This is a genomic window from Dyadobacter sp. CY345 (assembly GCF_021502725.1).
GTDB lineage: Bacteria > Bacteroidota > Bacteroidia > Cytophagales > Spirosomataceae > Dyadobacter.
The window spans coordinates 89,934-107,117 of the sequence record NZ_JAKFFS010000003.1 but is presented as its reverse complement, the minus strand read 5'-3'; the positions used below and the strand labels follow the sequence as shown (position 1 = coordinate 107,117).

Annotated in this window: 17 protein-coding genes and 1 pseudogene; 14 read left to right on the top strand and 4 right to left on the bottom strand. The window is 40.6% G+C overall.

What is annotated here, in order from left to right:
- The first annotated feature begins 8 nt into the window (after positions 1–8).
- From ilvB to L0657_RS14235, 7 genes and pseudogenes are all read left to right on the top strand, one after another.
- A complete protein-coding gene (ilvB, locus tag L0657_RS14265; RefSeq protein WP_234650959.1) occupies positions 9–1,769 on the top strand; it encodes a biosynthetic-type acetolactate synthase large subunit in 1,761 nt (586 codons plus the stop codon).
- Between the two features lie 54 nt (positions 1,770–1,823).
- On the top strand, positions 1,824–2,357 hold the full coding sequence (ilvN, locus tag L0657_RS14260; RefSeq protein ID WP_090340612.1) for an acetolactate synthase small subunit: 534 nt from the start codon (positions 1,824–1,826) through the stop codon (positions 2,355–2,357).
- 296 nt (positions 2,358–2,653) lie between these two features.
- Entirely contained in the window at positions 2,654–3,700 is a 1,047-nt protein-coding gene (gene ilvC / locus L0657_RS14255; RefSeq protein WP_234650961.1) for a ketol-acid reductoisomerase, read from the top strand.
- A 229-nt stretch (positions 3,701–3,929) separates the two neighbouring features.
- Positions 3,930–4,142: a type II toxin-antitoxin system HicB family antitoxin gene (locus L0657_RS14250; protein ID WP_234650963.1), complete on the top strand. Its 213-nt coding sequence runs from the start codon at positions 3,930–3,932 to the stop codon at positions 4,140–4,142.
- 62 nt (positions 4,143–4,204) lie between these two features.
- Positions 4,205–4,390: pseudogene (locus tag L0657_RS14245) on the top strand (hypothetical protein); the annotation flags it as partial.
- A gap of 22 nt (positions 4,391–4,412) precedes the next feature.
- On the top strand, positions 4,413–5,672 hold the full coding sequence (ilvA, locus tag L0657_RS14240) for a threonine ammonia-lyase IlvA (RefSeq protein ID WP_235151479.1): 1,260 nt from the start codon (positions 4,413–4,415) through the stop codon (positions 5,670–5,672).
- 6 nt (positions 5,673–5,678) lie between these two features.
- The gene (locus L0657_RS14235; RefSeq protein WP_235151478.1) at positions 5,679–6,527 is read left to right on the top strand and encodes a helix-turn-helix transcriptional regulator; all 849 of its coding nucleotides are present in this window, start codon (positions 5,679–5,681) and stop codon (positions 6,525–6,527) included.
- A 4-nt stretch (positions 6,528–6,531) separates the two neighbouring features.
- Here the strand turns inward: L0657_RS14235 and L0657_RS14230 are convergent, their stop codons facing one another.
- Together L0657_RS14230 and L0657_RS14225 are read right to left on the bottom strand one after the other, a co-directional pair.
- On the bottom strand, positions 6,532–6,861 hold the full coding sequence (locus tag L0657_RS14230) for a type II toxin-antitoxin system PemK/MazF family toxin (RefSeq protein WP_235151477.1): 330 nt from the start codon (positions 6,859–6,861) through the stop codon (positions 6,532–6,534).
- Entirely contained in the window at positions 6,855–7,106 is a 252-nt protein-coding gene (locus tag L0657_RS14225) for an AbrB/MazE/SpoVT family DNA-binding domain-containing protein (protein ID WP_235151476.1), read from the bottom strand. Before L0657_RS14225 ends, L0657_RS14230 begins: the two co-directional genes overlap by 7 nt.
- Before the next feature lie 409 nt (positions 7,107–7,515).
- Between L0657_RS14225 and leuC the strand changes: the two genes are divergently transcribed.
- The 6 genes from leuC to L0657_RS14195 all read left to right on the top strand — a co-directional run bounded on the left by leuC (position 7,516) and on the right by L0657_RS14195 (position 14,578).
- Complete coding sequence (gene leuC, locus L0657_RS14220; protein WP_235151475.1) at positions 7,516–8,919, top strand: 3-isopropylmalate dehydratase large subunit; 1,404 nt, start codon at positions 7,516–7,518, stop codon at positions 8,917–8,919.
- A gap of 156 nt (positions 8,920–9,075) precedes the next feature.
- A complete protein-coding gene (locus L0657_RS14215; RefSeq protein ID WP_235151474.1) occupies positions 9,076–9,447 on the top strand; it encodes a GxxExxY protein in 372 nt (123 codons plus the stop codon).
- Between the two features lie 61 nt (positions 9,448–9,508).
- Positions 9,509–10,105, top strand: a complete 597-nt coding sequence (gene leuD / locus L0657_RS14210) for a 3-isopropylmalate dehydratase small subunit (protein ID WP_234650982.1) — start codon at positions 9,509–9,511, stop codon at positions 10,103–10,105.
- Between the two features lie 80 nt (positions 10,106–10,185).
- A complete protein-coding gene (locus L0657_RS14205) occupies positions 10,186–11,769 on the top strand; it encodes an alpha-isopropylmalate synthase regulatory domain-containing protein (RefSeq protein ID WP_234650983.1) in 1,584 nt (527 codons plus the stop codon).
- A gap of 282 nt (positions 11,770–12,051) precedes the next feature.
- Positions 12,052–13,122, top strand: a complete 1,071-nt coding sequence (leuB, locus tag L0657_RS14200) for a 3-isopropylmalate dehydrogenase (protein ID WP_235151473.1) — start codon at positions 12,052–12,054, stop codon at positions 13,120–13,122.
- A gap of 301 nt (positions 13,123–13,423) precedes the next feature.
- Entirely contained in the window at positions 13,424–14,578 is a 1,155-nt protein-coding gene (locus L0657_RS14195; protein ID WP_235151472.1) for a 2-isopropylmalate synthase, read from the top strand.
- A gap of 139 nt (positions 14,579–14,717) precedes the next feature.
- Here L0657_RS14195 and purU read toward each other — a convergent pair whose 3' ends face one another.
- Positions 14,718–15,551, bottom strand: coding sequence for a formyltetrahydrofolate deformylase (gene purU / locus L0657_RS14190; protein WP_255717861.1), 834 nt, complete (start codon positions 15,549–15,551; stop codon positions 14,718–14,720).
- Between the two features lie 135 nt (positions 15,552–15,686).
- Here purU and L0657_RS14185 point away from each other — a divergent pair, with 135 nt between their 5' ends.
- Positions 15,687–16,172, top strand: coding sequence for a GAF domain-containing protein (locus L0657_RS14185; protein ID WP_235151471.1), 486 nt, complete (start codon positions 15,687–15,689; stop codon positions 16,170–16,172).
- On the opposite strand, the gene L0657_RS14180 is transcribed toward L0657_RS14185, so the two are convergent.
- Complete coding sequence (locus tag L0657_RS14180) at positions 16,173–17,078, bottom strand: sugar phosphate isomerase/epimerase (protein WP_235151470.1); 906 nt, start codon at positions 17,076–17,078, stop codon at positions 16,173–16,175.
- Between the last annotated feature and the right edge of the window lie 106 nt (positions 17,079–17,184).

The window sequence follows — 17,184 nt, the reverse complement described above, 5'->3', positions numbered from 1 at the left end:
TAGAGGTCATGGAATTTAATGAAAACCAAACACAAACAACCGGAATCGCTGAGCAGCCTGTTTCGGTAGCAGCACCAGAACTGATCAACGGTTCTCACGCACTGATCCAGTCATTGATTATCGAAGGCGTCAAAACGATCTTTGGATATCCGGGCGGCGCGATCATGCCGGTCTACGATGCTATTTATGACTATCAGGAACAAATTGATCATATTCTCGTACGTCATGAGCAAGGTGCCGCACACGCTGCTGAGGGATTTGCCCGCATTACTGGTGAGGTTGGAATATGTTTGGCAACATCAGGTCCTGGTGCTACGAATCTGGTTACAGGAATTGCCGATGCAATAATCGACTCAACACCAATGGTTTGTATCGTTGGTCAGGTTGGATCTCATTTGCTGGGAACGGATGCTTTCCAGGAAACTGATATTATGGGTGTGACCATTCCAATTACAAAATGGAATTACCAGATCACTAATCCGGATGAAATACCTGAAATCATTGCAAAAGCATTTTATATAGCAAAATCCGGCCGTCCTGGCCCCGTGTTGATTGATATCACAAAAGATGCCCAGCTGAAATTGATGTCAAAACCATTTGACTATAAAAAATGCGAAAAACTGCTTAGCTATCGTCCACGCCTGTCGCCAAAAGAAGAGCAGGTGGAAGCGGCTGCAAAGCTTATAAATGAATCTAAACGTCCGTTTTTATTTTTCGGCCATGGCGTACAAATTGCGCATGCGGAAAAAGAACTATTGCAATTTATTGAAAAAACAGATGTTCCTGCGGCTTCAACCTTGTTAGGACTTTCCTCTGTTTCTGTCGACCACCCGAATTATGTGGGCTGGTTGGGGATGCATGGAAATTATGGTACCAATGTTCTTACCAACCAATGTGATTTAATTATCGCGATTGGTATGCGTTTTGATGACCGCGTGACAGGTGATTTGAGCCGTTATGCAAAACAAGCCAAGGTTATCCACATCGAAATTGACCCTGCTGAGATCGATAAAATCAAAAAAGCAGACGCGCCGGTTGTAGGTGACGCCAAACGTGCTTTGGAAATGCTTTTACCACTCGTGAAAGAAAATAATCACGAAGCATGGAGAGCGGAATTCAAGAAATTTGATTCGATTGAAGATGAAAAGATAACGCAGCCGGAACTTGCTCCGACTACGGAGAAAATAAAAATGGCGGAAGTTATCCGTACCCTTTCCAATAAAACAAAAGGAGAGGCAGTTGTGGTAGCCGATGTTGGTCAGCACCAAATGATGACAGCGCGTTATTATCAGTTTAAAAAACCAAATTCGTTCATCACTTCCGGTGGTTTGGGAACGATGGGATATGCGCTTCCAGCAGCCTTCGGAGCGAAAGTAGGAGCACCTGATCGTGAGGTTGTAGCGATTATCGGTGACGGCTGTTTCCAGATGACGATTCAGGAATTAGGAACCATTGCGCAAAGTGGTTTGCCTGTTAAAATCATCATATTAAATAACAATTTCCTGGGTATGGTTCGCCAGTGGCAACAGCTTTTCCACCAGAAACGCTATTCATTTGTGGAACTTCAAAACCCCGACTTTATCACGATCGCAAAAGGTTTTGGTATCGACGGACATACATGTGGCGCAAGAGAAGATCTTAACGATTCGCTTGATAAAATGCTTGCTTCCGACAAACCATATTTATTGGAAGTATTGGTTGAAAAAGAAGAAAACGTATTCCCAATGGTTCCAACAGGAGCTTGTGTAGCGGATATCAGACTGGAATAATGTAAATGAATTTTCAGAAATCACTTGCATTTTTTCACTAGACATTAAAGAATCATGACAACTTACACCATTTGCGTATTTACGGAAAATACGATTGGGATATTAAACAAGATCACAACCATTTTCACCCGTCGCCGTATTAACATCGACAGTCTGACTGTTTCGGAAACGGAGCGTAAGGGTATATCCCGCTTCACCATCGTCATTCGTCATGAATCGCGTGAGGCTGTTGAAAAACTGGTTCGCCAGATCCGTAAGATCATCGAAGTGCTTGCCGTTTTTGGTTATCTGAACGATGATATTGCTTACAATGAAATTGCGATGTTTAAAATTTCAACGCCAATCGGAGCAAAACCTCTTGATATTGAAACGATTAACAAAGTATATAAAGCCTGGGTAGTATATTGGCACCTGACTTATGTGATCATTCAGAAAACAGGTACGGAAGAAGAAATTTTCGAATTCTTCAACTATATCAAACCACACGAAATTCTTGAATTCGTACGCTCAGGACGAGTTGCAGTAAGCAAATCTCCTCAGACACTGGTGGATTACCTGCCGGAAGCGGAATGGGAATATTATATGTAGGAGTTGTGTTTGTGTCTTATCCTAAATCAGGAGGCTATTACAGAGGCCATTTTAGAATAACAATCATGATTGCTATAAACAGGATGCTTCTCCGAAGCACTGGATTAAGCAATTTAAATAGCAAATTTTGAGTAGAAAGCCCTGGAAGGGCTGCCTGTTTATAGTACCAAATAATTCCCGACTTGACAAAACTCCGTAGGAGTTGCCTGTCTGGCAAATGTTAACAAAGAAATATCAAATCCATTTTTAGTAATATTGTCCTTTAATTAAGTAATCAATAATTCAATTAATAATCAATGGCAAAATTAAATTTCGGCGGGGTCGAAGAAGAAGTAGTTACCCGCGAAGAGTTCCCACTAGAAAAAGCCCGCGAAGTACTATCTACTGAAACCATTGCCGTGATCGGATACGGTGTTCAAGGTCCTGGTCAAAGCTTAAACATGCGTGACAACGGATTTAACGTAATCGTTGGACAACGTAAAGGTGGTAAATCATGGGATAAAGCGGTTGCTGACGGATGGGTTCCTGGCGAAACACTTTTCGAACTTGAAGAAGCTTTGCAAAAAGGTACTATAATTTGCTATTTGCTTTCTGACGCCGCTCAAATCGAATTATGGCCAACTGTTAAGGCTAATTTGACTGCCGGAAAATCATTGTATTTCTCACATGGTTTCGGTGTAACTTATAAAGACCAGACTGGAATCGTTCCTCCTGCTGACGTAGATGTATATCTTGTAGCACCAAAAGGATCAGGAACTTCACTTCGCCGTTTGTTCGTAGAAGGAAAAGGTTTGAACTCATCTTTCGCAGTGTTCCAGGATGCAACTGGTAAAGCACGTGAAAAATGTATCGCAATGGGTATCGGTGTTGGTTCAGGATATTTGTTCGAAACTGATTTCTACCGTGAAGTAACGTCTGACCTTACTGGCGAACGTGGTACTTTAATGGGTGCTATCCAGGGAATTTTTGCCGCTCAGTATGAAGTGCTTCGTTCAAACGGACACACGCCATCAGAAGCTTTCAATGAAACAGTTGAAGAATTGACGCAATCATTGATGCCTCTTGTTGCCGAAAACGGTATGGACTGGATGTACGCAAACTGCTCTACAACAGCACAACGTGGTGCTTTGGATTGGTGGAAACCTTTCCGTGACGCTACAAAACCTGTTTTCGAACAACTTTACAACTCAGTAAAATCGGGAGAGCAAGCTACAATTTCTATCACGCGTAACTCACAACCTGACTACCGTGTGAAATTGGAAGAAGAACTAGCTGAACTTCGTGAATCAGAAATCTGGCAGGCAGGTGCTACGGTACGTAGCCTTCGTCCGGAGCGCGGATAATTCATTGATTTTGAATTGGATTTCTTTTTTGAAATTTGAAAAATATATACCCCTGATTTCGTTAAGAGTCAGGGGTACTTTTTTAGCATTGAAATCTGTTTGTTTATCCTCCACGTTTTATCAATTTAGATTTGTGGTTGATTGTGGTTTGCCCTGTTGTTAATGCGAAAGCTCAAATTGCTGTCTGATTCAAAAAAATGTATATTTGGTAAGTAACAAAGATGAAATCATGAAAGAGATCGTTTTCCTAATAAACGAAGCCGAAGAAGGCGGATATACAGCCAGGGCATTAGGCGTATCCATTTTTACTGAGGCAGAAACTATGGAAGAACTGAAAAGTAATATTCAGGAAGTTCTTGAATGTCATTTTGATGATCCTGCCGACAAACCTAAAATCGCTCATCTTCATTTTGTAAAAGATGAAGTTTTAGCAATCGTCTGATGAAAATCCCAACCGATATTTCAGGAAGAGATTTATTAAAACTTTGAAGCAAACATTTTGGCTATGAAAAAACCAGACAGGTAGGTAGTCACATGAGAGCAACCACTACTTTAAATGGTCAGCACCATATCAGCATTCCTGATCACAAACCCATAAAAATAAATACTTTACGCGGTATCGTTAAAGATATTGCCGAACACCATAATAAAGATCCAAAACTCATTTTCGAATTGTTTTTTGGTCAATAAATAGTCATTGCACTCCGAAATAATGAATCCTTCATCTCAGACATCCCCAACACTCGACAACATTTTCCTCGCTGCCGAAAGGCTTCGTGGAATCATAAATCACACTCCATTACTTTATAACGCTCATTTATCGGAGCAGTATGAAGCTAATATCTATCTAAAAAGAGAAGATCTTCAAACAGTTCGTTCCTATAAAATCAGAGGCGCTTATAATAAAATGGCAAGTCTGAGTGCGGAGGCATTAGCGGGAGGTGTGGTTTGTGCGAGTGCGGGAAATCATGCGCAGGGCGTTGCTTATGCGTGCCGAAAAATGGAAGTGAAAGGTGCCATTTTTATGCCAACCACTACGCCGGCCCAGAAGGTGAAACAGGTTCGTTTATTTGGTAAAGAATGGGTTGATGTGCATTTGGTAGGCGATACTTACGATGATGCATACCATGCTTCGGTTGAATATCAAAAAGAAAATAACGCCACCTTTGTCCACCCATTTGATGATTTACAAGTTATTGAAGGACAGGGCACTGTTGGTTTGGAAATATTCAAAGATGCCAATTTCAGAATTGATTATCTGTTGATGGCGATTGGCGGCGGGGGATTAGCTTCGGGTATCTCGACCGTTTTCAAACAACTTTCCCCTAAAACACAATTGATCGGTGTTGAACCGCTTGGTTCGCCAACGATGCAAAAGTCGATTCAAGAAGGCCATGTGGTTACATTAGATCATATTGACAAATTCGTAGACGGAGCGGCCGTTCGTCGGGCCGGTGATATTACTTTCGACATTTGCAGCAAAAGCCTGGATAAAGTTTTACTGGTTCCGGAAGGAAAAGTTTGCTCGACTATTCTTCAATTATATAACGAAGAGGCGATTGTAGCCGAGCCGGCAGGTGCATTAACCGTAGCCGCACTCGACATGGTGAAAGATGAGATCAAAGGAAAAAATGTCGTCGCTTTAATCAGTGGCGGAAATAATGACATTACACGTACCGAAGAAATTAAGGAACGTTCACTGCTTTACGAAGGAATAAAACATTATTTTATCATCCGTTTCCCACAACGTTCCGGCGCGTTTCGGGAATTTTTGAATGTACTTGGACCAAATGATGATATCGCACGATTTGAATACGTAAAAAAAACGAATCGCGAACAAGGTCCTGCATTAGTAGGTATTGAATTGAAAAACCGTGAAGATTTTGAGCCGCTAATTGAACGAATGAATGAGAATCGGGTGGTATATGAATATTTGAATGATCAGCCGGATTTGTTTCAGTTTATGGTTTAGATGTCAATGCTACGCGTCCCTTCCCACATAAGTTCTCAGGAATTTGAGTCCTTAAAGATTCAGGATATGACTTTTGTTGCTTATCGCAATGAGGTATATCCATCACGTTATGAAGTTTTCTTTGAAGAACATGCAGTGATTGTGGTGTTAGAAGGTGAAAAAAAATTCAGCAGCCCGACGCAGGAAGTTTATGTTGAAAAAGGAGATATTCTTTTTATTCAGCGCGGCTTTTATCTGATGTCTGAATCGATTAACGAATCTTACAAAAGTCTCGTTTTCTTTTTTGATGAAAAGTTGTTGAGAGAATTTGTGAATCTTCACCCTGAACTTTTTAATCCTGACGAAGCGACAAATACCCTCGAAAATCCTATTCTGCCGCTGAAATCAGATGAGAATTTTGAAAAATTTATTCAATCTGTTTTTCCATATTTTAAATCGAGAACAGAACTAAAAAACCATTTTCTCCGGCTGAAATTCCAGGAATTGTTGCTGCACTTGCTGGAACTGGATAAATCCAGGCAGTTGAGAGCAAATCTTTACAGTTTGTATATCGGTGAAAAGGTGGATCTGTCTTTTTTGATGAACAGTTATTATCTCAAACCGCTCACTTTAAACGAACTCGCTAGATTATCCGGCAGAAGTTTATCCGCTTTCAAACGGGATTTTCAGGAAGAATTCAAAACATCACCGGCGCTTTGGCTGAAAAATAAAAGGCTGGATTACGCCGACTTTTTGTTAAGAAATAATACGAAAAACGTAACGGAGATTAGTACCGAAATTGGGTATGAAAGTGTTTCGCATTTTATAAAAATGTATAAGGAAAAGTTTGGGGTTACCCCGAAGAAGCATGGGTAAACAATTAGTCAACAAGCATTTGCTTCAAAGTTTCTTTTAATTGAAGAATTTCTGCTTTTGACAGTTTCCCAATTCTCGAACCTATTCTTACTTTATCAACAACTCTTACCTGGTCTGTTGCAATGGATCCGTTTCTCTCCGCTATTACACAATCAACACGCCAGGGATAACTTTTTACAGTTGAAGTAATTGGGACGATAATCACGGTCCTTAAAAATTGATTCATTTCATTGGGACTAATCACAACAGCCGGCCGCGTTTTCGCAATTTCACTTCCCTGAGTTGGGTCCAGTGATATCCAATAAACTTCATATTGAAGAAGATTTTTTACCATGTCCATTCCTCCTGATCAAATTCATTCGACAAATTTTCATCTAACAGTGGAAAATCATCTCCGGAATCATTCATTTGTTTTGCGGCATCAGACCAGCCCTGACGGGGTGCAGGCTTTATTACAATAACGCCATTTTCTTCTTCAATTTGTACAGCAGATTTTAGTGATAACTTCAACTGGCGCAAAATTGCCGCAGGCAGGATTACTCCCTGACTATTACCAATATTAATAATGTTTGTCTTCATAATGTTATAACATAAAACCTACCATAGGTCAAATTTAATACTTTCTATTATAACATGCGCCATTATTTTTTTACCACGGGAAGTCGTACTTTAGATCAAGATATGTTTTTAAATATAACTAAAATTTGGCGTTACAACTTAGACATATTATTTGACGAAAATTTCGTCATTATGGTACTCACCCAATCTATTTTTAAAAAATTCCCAGAAAACGATAAAGATTTCCGCCCAACCCACCTCCTCAAACCAAAAACACTATTTTTTGAACGTTTCCCGTCATACTTATTTGAAGTATTCTGGTGAAATTTGTTCTCCTGATTATTTTACCGGTCGACTTCCGGTCTAAGCAGTCTTTTAGCTGTCAATCAGTCACAAAAATATTAGGTACCTATTTCACCATAAATTGAGAATGAGTAATCAAGCGAGTACCCTTTTTGACAAAGTGTGGGATTCACACGTTGTTCGTAAAATTGAAGATGGCCCGGACGTGTTTTTTATCGACCGTCATTTTATCCATGAAGTAACCAGCCCGGTTGCATTCCTGGGACTTGAAAGCAGAAATGTTGGTGTTATTTATCCGAACCGTACTTTCGCAACGGCTGACCACAACACACCAACTATCAACCAACACCTTCCTGTACAGGATCCACTTTCAGCAAAACAGCTGGATGCATTGGAGTCAAACTCTGCGAAATACGGTATTTCGCACTGGGGACTTGGTAATGTAAAAAATGGTATCGTTCACGTAGTCGGTCCTGAAAACGGAATTACACTTCCCGGAATGACGATTGTTTGTGGTGATTCGCATACATCTACACATGGTGCATTTGGCGCTATTGCGTTTGGTATTGGTACTTCTGAGGTTGAAATGGTACTTTCTTCTCAGTGCATTATGCAGCCAAAACCTAAGAAAATGCGTGTAAACGTAAATGGAAAATTAGGAAAGGCAGTTACTCCAAAAGATGTTACGCTATATATTATTTCAAAACTGACAACAGCAGGTGCCACGGGTTATTTCGTAGAATATGCTGGTGATGTTTTTGAAAACATGTCGATGGAAGGCCGTATGACGGTTTGCAACATGAGTATCGAAATGGGTGCCCGTGGTGGTATGATCGCTCCTGATCAGACTACTTTCGATTACATCGAAGGTCGCGAACAAGCTCCAAAAGGCGAGAAATGGGACAAAGCATTAGCTTACTGGAAAACTTTAAAAACAGACGCAGATGCTGTTTTTGACAAGGAATATACTTTCAACGCAGAAGATATAGAGCCAATGATCACATACGGAACAAATCCAGGAATGGGTCAGGGGATTTCATTGAATATCCCAACGGCGGAATCGGTTGAGGGCGGAAAAGCGACATATGACAAGTCGTTGAATTACATGGGCTTCCATGAAAATGAGTCGATGTTGGGCAAAAAGATTGACTACGTATTTATTGGTAGCTGTACCAATGGCCGTATCGAAGATTTCCGTGCTTTTGCTTCCATTGTAAAAGGACGTAAAAAAGCGGATAACGTGACTGCATGGGTTGTTCCGGGTTCACACATCGTTGAAGCGCAGATCAAAGAAGAAGGAATTCTTGACATCTTAACCGAAGCAGGTTTCGAACTTCGTCAGCCAGGCTGCTCTGCATGTCTCGCGATGAACGATGATAAAATCCCGGCTGGCAAGTATGCAGTGAGTACATCAAACCGTAACTTCGAAGGCCGTCAGGGCCCGGGCGCACGTACGCTTTTGGCTAGTCCATTGGTTGCAGCGGCAGCGGCGGTAACGGGAGTTGTTACTGATCCCCGCGACTTGCTTTAACTGGTCAAGGTTACACAGAGGTTCTCAGAGCGGCCGCCGCGCGGGAAAAGAGAGAGCCACAGAGGTTGTTTTGTAAATAACATTATTACCGCTTTTCTGTGTGACTTAACTTTTGCTTTTTGGTATATGATATTGAATCATAACCACAAAGTAATAATGGAAATTAATGAAATTACCGGAGAGATTATTGGGTGTTGTATTGAAATTCATAAGGAACTAGGTCCTGGGTTACTTGAATCGGCTTATGAGGAATGTCTGGCATATGAATTAAATAATGCTGGCCTCATTTTCGAAAGACAAAAACCAATTCCTGTTCGATATAAAGAAATTCAAATTGAATTTGGTTACCGAATGGATTTTGTTGTTGAAAATGAAGTGATTGTTGAATTAAAAAGTGTGGAATTAATGTCTAATGTCCATACTGCTCAAATTCTAACATACATGAAATTCGCACAAATAAACGCAGGCCTGTTAATTAATTTCAATGTAGCAATATTAAAGAATGGCATTAAAAGATTCATAAACTAAATCTCTGTGTCCCTCTTTTTAACTCTGTGGTTCTCTGTGTCCAAAACATATTATAGAAAAAATGGCTTACGATAAATTCACCATATTAAAAAGTACGGCAGTTCCTTTGCCGATTGAAAACGTTGATACGGATCAGATCATACCAGCGCGTTTTCTCAAAGCTACAAAACGTGAAGGTTTTGGAGATAATCTTTTCAGAGACTGGCGCTACAATGGCGACGATACTCCGAAGCAGGATTTCGTATTAAACAACCCGATTTATTCAGGAAAAATCCTTGTAGGCGGTCGCAACTTCGGAAGCGGATCAAGCCGCGAGCATGCGGCCTGGGCAATTTACGATTATGGTTTCCGTTGTGTAGTATCAAGTTTCTTTGCAGATATTTTCAAAGGTAACTCGCTGAATATCGGAATCTTACCAGTTCAGGTAAGTGAAGAATTCCTTGACAAAATATTCCAGGCTATTGAAGCAGATCCAAACGCAGAACTTGAAGTAAATCTTCCGGAACAAACGATTACTATCGTTGCATCGGGCGAAAACGAAAAGTTTGATATCAATGGCTACAAAAAACACAATATGATCAATGGTTTTGATGATATTGATTATTTGCAGGCGATGAAAAGCGATATCACGGAATTTGAAGCACAGCGACTATACTAAATAGCTATCAGTTATCGGCTTTCGGCAATCGGCTTTTTTGGCTGATAGCCGACTGCCGACTGCCGAAAGCCGACTGCCCCATGAATAAACGCTACATAGAAATAATGGACACGACACTCCGGGATGGAGAACAAACATCCGGTGTGTCGTTTTCCGCATCCGAAAAGCTGACGATAGCTCAGCTCTTGTTGCAAGAAGTAAAAGTTGACCGCATAGAAATCGCTTCGGCACGTGTTTCCGAAGGAGAATTTGAAGCGGTTAAAAAAATTACAAACTGGGCAAATCAAAACGGTTTTATTGATAAAATCGAAGTTTTGACTTTTGTTGATGGTGACGCGTCCATTAACTGGATGCTCAATTCGGGTGCAAAAGTGATGAATTTGCTAACAAAAGGATCTTTAAATCACCTCACCTTTCAATTAAAAAAGACTCCACAGCAGCATTTTGAAGATATTGAACAGGTTATTGAACTTGCGCAATCGAATGGCATAAGCTGTAACGTTTATCTTGAAGATTGGAGCAATGGTATGCGTACTTCCCGTGAATACGTTTTTGCCGCGCTCGACTTTTTGACAAAACAACCTGTAAAACGGATTTTACTGCCCGACACGCTGGGAATCCTTACGCCTTCTGAATCTTACGAATTCGTAAAATCAATCGTCGATCGATATCCTGACAATCATTTCGAATTTCATGCCCATAACGATTATGATCTGAGCATTGCCAACGTAATGGAAGCAATTCGCGCAGGTGCACATGGACTTCATTTAACCGTTAATGGTATGGGCGAAAGAGCTGGAAATGCTTCTTTGGCGAGTACCATAGCCGTTATAAATGATTTCATGCCGGAAGTTGAGACTTCGGTTGTTGAACGGTCCTTGTATAAAATCAGTAAGATTGTTGAGACATTTTCAGGTATAAGAATTCCTTCAAACCGGCCGATTGTTGGTGAAAGTGTTTTTACGCAAACTGCTGGTATTCATGCAGATGGAGATAAGAAAAATAATCTCTATTTCAGTAATCTGATGCCGGAACGTTTTGGAAGATTGCGTTCTTATGCATTGGGTAAAACTTCGGGAAAAGCGAATATTGAGAATAACCTGAAAGATATCGGAATCACATTATCGGATGCAGATATCAAAAAAGTCACCCAGCGGATTATTGAATTGGGCGACCGGAAAGAGGTTGTAACGCCGGAAGATCTTCCCTATATCATCTCTGACGTGCTTGATAGTAATGCCATTGAAGAGAAGGTTGTCATTCTGAATTATGTATTAACGCATTCGAAAAATCTGAAACCATCCGCAACTTTGCAGATTAATTTTGGAGACGAGATTTTTGAGGAAAATGCGCAGGGCGACGGTCAGTATGATGCGTTCATGAATGCGCTGAAAAAGATCTATGCAAAAAAAGGAATTTCATTACCCATGTTGACGGACTATACCGTACGGATCCCGCCCGGAGGAAAAACGGATGCGCTTTGCGAAACCATTATCACCTGGGAAATAAACGGTAAAGATGTAAAAACCAGAGGTTTGGATTCTGACCAGACCGTTTCTGCGATCCAGGCAACACAGAAAATGTTGAATTTACTGGGTGTGCCGAGTGCGCTAAATTTGATCCCAAAGTTGGAAGAGGTTAACTCGGAATTTCAAAAAATATAAAATATCAAAGTAGATTAGGTTATGTCACCCTTTCAGGGTTAAAATCTTAGCTCGATCTATCCATTTCTATAATAATGTCATCCCGTTGGGATTGTTGACAAGCAATTAATCCCGAAGGGATGATATTATTATAGAAAAGTGATTGGCCCCAAAAAACTTTTAAGCCCCGTAAGGGCGGCCTACTACCTTGATAATAAATACTATAAAATCTAAATCAAAAACCATAATAACCCGATAAGCCACATGAAACCGGCCAACGGATTACAAATTTTAACCATAATAATGAAAAAACACATCTTAATAGTACCTGGTGACGGAATAGGACAGGAAGTTACAGAAGTTGGAAAAAAAGTTTTGATTAAAATTGCTGAGAAATTCGGGCACGAATTCACTTATGATGAAGCATTAATGGGCCACGTTGCGATTGAAGCAACAGGAAATCCACTTCCAGACGAAACTTTGGCAAAAATGCGTGCGTCTGATGCGATTTTATTTGGAGCGGTTGGTCATCCAAAATATGATAACGATCCAACTGCAAAAGTTCGTCCTGAGCAAGGTTTGCTTAAAATGCGTAAAGAACTCGGTTTATATGCCAATTTACGCCCTATCAAACTTTTTGATGAACTATTAGGTGCTTCTTCGATCAAACCGGAAATCCTGAAAGGTTCTGATATCCTTTTCTTCCGTGAGTTGACTGGTGATATTTATTTTGGAGAAAAAGGCCGCAAAAATGATGGCGATACTGCTTACGACATCGCTGAATATAGCCGTTATGAAGTAGAACGTATCGCACGGAGAGCATTTGAAGCAGCTCGTACACGTGGCAAAAAATTATGTTCTGTTGACAAAGCTAACGTTTTGGAAACAAGCAGACTTTGGCGTGAAGTGGTTCAGGCGCTTGCTCCTGAATATCCGGACATTACCGTAGAACATCAATTCGTTGATTCCGCTGCCATGATGCTTATCAAAGATCCACGCCGTTTTGATGTGGTTGTAACAGCAAATTTATTCGGTGATATTCTGACAGATGAAGCGAGCCAGATTGCTGGTTCAATGGGTATGTTGGCTTCTGCCTCGGTAGGAGACAGCACAGGTGTTTATGAGCCGATCCACGGTTCAGGACATGACATTACTGGTATGGGTGTTGCTAATCCAATGGCTTCGGTACTTTCTGCTGCTTTGCTGCTTGATATTTCTTTCGGTTTGAAGGCTGAATCTGACGCCATTATCTCGGCGATCGACCAGGTTTTAAAAGCTGGTTTCCGTACACGCGATATTGCTGATTCAACTACTGCACCAGAATCAATTCTAGGAACGGATGCGATTGGAGAAGAGATTTTGAAACGTATTTGATATAAAAAATAAGATTCATTATAAAATACATCTTTTTTTGAATTTTCATTAAGAATGATTTGTGCAACCAAAATCTTCTTAGTACTTTGCAGAAGAAAATCGCAGTCAGCGAATTTTCGCAAATAAAATAAAGATGAAACTTATTGACAATTGCATTTTTCTACTCATTCAGAGTAACCCGTAACAAGGAGAGAGGCATTGTCTTGAATAGATCAAAAACCCTTTCTCTAACACGGAAAGGGTTTTATATTGTCCTAAAATTAGTAAATTCGTAATTCAATCTTTAATCACAGTACCCACAATGAGTCAACGAGTTCAAATCTTCGACACAACATTACGCGACGGCGAACAAGTACCGGGAAGCCAATTGACAACAGAAGAAAAGATAATTGTAGCTACACAACTCGAAAAACTTGGGGTAGATGTTATTGAAGCCGGATTTCCTATTTCAAGTCCAGGTGATTTCAGATCAGTAGTAGAAATTTCAAAAGCAGTTCGTGAACCAATTATTTGTGCCCTTTCGCGCGCTGTAACCGGCGATATTGATGCCGCCGGAGACGCACTCGAATTTGCAAAAAGAGGCCGTATCCATACCGGAATCGGCTCATCAGATATTCATATTCAGCATAAATTCAACACAACAAGAGAGAAGATTCTTGAAAGAGCAATTGCTGCCACTAAATATGCCAAAGCAAAGGTAGAAGACGTAGAGTTTTATTGCGAAGATGCAGGAAGGGCTGACCTGGTTTTCCTTGCACAATTGGTTGAGGCTGTGATTGCGGCTGGTGCAACGGTGGTGAATATTCCTGACACAACGGGATATTGCTTACCGGAAGAATATGGTGCCAAAATTAAATATATTTTCGAAAACGTAAAAGGAATTCATAACGCAACAATTTCTATTCACTGTCATAATGATCTTGGTTTAGCGACTGCTAACTCATTGGCTGGTATCCGTGAAGGTGCGCGCCAGGTGGAAGTAACTATGAATGGAATTGGTGAGCGCGCCGGAAATACTTCGTTGGAAGAGGTAGTAATGGCTTTAAATGTTCACAAAGAACTAGGTTACGAAACGGGTGTAAATTCGCAATTGATTTACCCAACGAGCCAGCTGGTATCAAAAATGATGCGTATGCCGGTTCAGGCGAATAAAGCGATTGTTGGACGTAATGCATTTGCGCATTCGTCCGGAATTCATCAGGATGGGCATTTAAAAAATACGTTGAATTACGAAATCATGAATCCTCAGGATGTGGGTGTTGATAAATCGGATATCGTATTGACGGCACGCAGCGGCCGCCACGCCTTAAAACACCGTTTAGAGCTTTTAGGCTTCTCTTTTGAGAAAGCAATCCTAGATGATCTTTACAAAAAATTCCTTGATGTAGCCGATTTGAAGAAAGAAGTTAACGATAAAGATTTAGTGGATTTGGCACGTACGGTTGTCGTCGCTTAATATTTTTCATACATCATTTTGGATAATTACCTGAATATGAATTTGATGTTACAATGCTTTTTTGTAACATTACATATCAATAACATCCATCAGATTACAAAAAGCCCTCGGTGAGTCTGACTAAGGGCTTTTTTCTTGTTTATAAAATGATGGTCCGGTTGTTATGAATGAAAACGCGGTCGTTGAAAACCAGCTTTAAAGCAGACGTTAATACCCGTTTTTCTGTATCTCTTCCCAACGTTGACATATCACTTGCAGTTTGTCTGTGATCAACAGATTTCACGTCCTGAGCGATAATCGGACCTTCATCCAGATCATTATTCACAAAATGCGCCGTTGCGCCAATGATTTTCACACCACGTTCGTATGCTTGCCGATAGGGATTTGCACCGATAAATGCCGGTAAAAAGGAATGATGGATATTGACGATCCGGTCCGGGAAATGGTTAACAAATTCAGGCGTGATGATGCGCATATACTTTGCCAAGACAAGATATTCCGGGCGATAAACATCCAGTGTTCTTAAAATCGCTTCTTCATGTTCCTCACGGGTTTTGTTTTCGTGTGTGATAAAATGAAAAGGTATCCCGAATTTGCTGACCAGCGGCTGCAATGTATTATAGTTACTGATCACAGCCAGAATATTGGCATCCAGCTCATCAAAAGCGTATCGAAGTAATAACTCGCCCAGACAATGGTGTTCTTTGGTTACCAGAACAACGATATCTTTTTTCTTTTTGGGATTTAAACGAAGATTAATTCCGGCCGGCAGTTCCTTTTGAAGGATTTGTAACAATTCAGTCGCATCCGTTTCTCCTTCAAATTCAGTCCGCATGAAAAAATACGCTGACGGACTTACATATTCATCGTTTCGGATAATATTTTGATTATGCTCAAAAAGTATGCGTGTTACCTTATAAATCAGCCCTTTATGATCCGGGCCGTCCATCAGTAATATGTGGCGGTGATTCATTTCGTTCAATTGATACTGGATAATAATGTGCTAAATAACACAATTTTAGTGTCCTCCTTATTAAAATTACTCGCGATTCGTCCAACTTTTTAAAAGAAATCACTGTTCAACTTATCAAATAGTAGAACCTAAGAAATGGCTGAAGAATTAATAATACCTGTCGGAACAGAACGTAAAGAAATTTACGATGCTTTATTACCACAAATCAATGCTTTGATCGAGACAGAAAGTGATCTGACTGCAAACCTTGCCAATATTGCTGCCGCACTAAAAGAAGCCTTTGGCTTCTTTTGGGTTGGTTTTTATATAGCAAAAGAAGGACAACTCGTTCTGGGACCATTCCAGGGACCGATTGCCTGTACACGTATACCTTTCCACAAAGGCGTTTGCGGCGCAAGTTATTCGCAGCAGAAAACGATTATTGTACCGGACGTAGATCAGTTTCCCGGACATATCGCCTGTGCTTCTGCTTCGAAATCGGAGATCGTTCTTCCTGTTTTTCATAGAAACAGGACCGTAGCCATGGTTCTGGATGTCGACAGCGATCAGTTGAATGATTTCTCCGAAACAGATGCACAAGGCTTGCAAAGCATTCTAACGCTTTTGGAAAGAAAGTTATAGCTATTTGCTATAACGTTTTCTTAGCAGGTGCATCATAAAAACATTGATTTCCCATTGATTCGCTAACGGCTGATTCGTGAAAGGAACGGTTGGCATATAATGCGGAGGACCAAATTCTGTCAAAAACGTAATTTGTTCTCCGCTTTTTATTTTCCTCTCCACCACAACGTCCCACCAGGCCAAATGTGCTTTTAACGCAGATTCCCATTCCGGAGCGCGGGGATCATTCACCTGCGGGCCTTCCGGGTGTCCGATTCGTGCATGGATATGGCCAGCGCGGGAAAGGGCCAGTTTCACCGTTTCTTCCTGATCTTCCAATAAAGTTTCCGCCACGTTACACCAGTGCGAAATATCGAGCGTTAACTTCAATTTTGGATTTTTCTCGATAAAATTTCTTGCAATATGTGAAGCAAATAGCATTCTTGCACGATGCGTTTCATGATAGATCGGAATGCCACTTTTATCCGAAGCTTCGCTGGTATGGTCTATAAATGCTTTATTTTGATCATAACTGAAATGGTCTCTTCCGCTATGACAATTGATATAAAGCGGTTTAATTTCAGATCTTGTTGTGGCTGCATCAATAGATTTTTTGAAAAAATCCAGATGTGCAGCATAGTCTTTCAATCCGGAACCGCATAAAAATCCCACTTGCAAATCGTGTTTTTTTAATGCTGCAAATAGCTCGTCGTTATCCTTCTGATTCTGCGGCCACCAAAACTCAGCGCCATCATATCCTTCTTTTTTTGCAGCTGCGCAAAAGGCATCTACGGTTCCTTCATAACCCCAGTTCGTAGCCAGGATTTTTATAGAACCGGCATTCACTTTTTCAAACGAAGGAGCATGTTCTTGCGCGATTGTTTCTATGGCTGATAAGGTGCCTAATCCGGTTATTGCAGTGCTCATAAATTTTCTACGATTCATTTCGTAATGGAATATGGAAACAAATTAAATTATGGCAATCCATTGATATATTGCGGATAATGGTTACTTCAGTACGCTGCACCTTTTC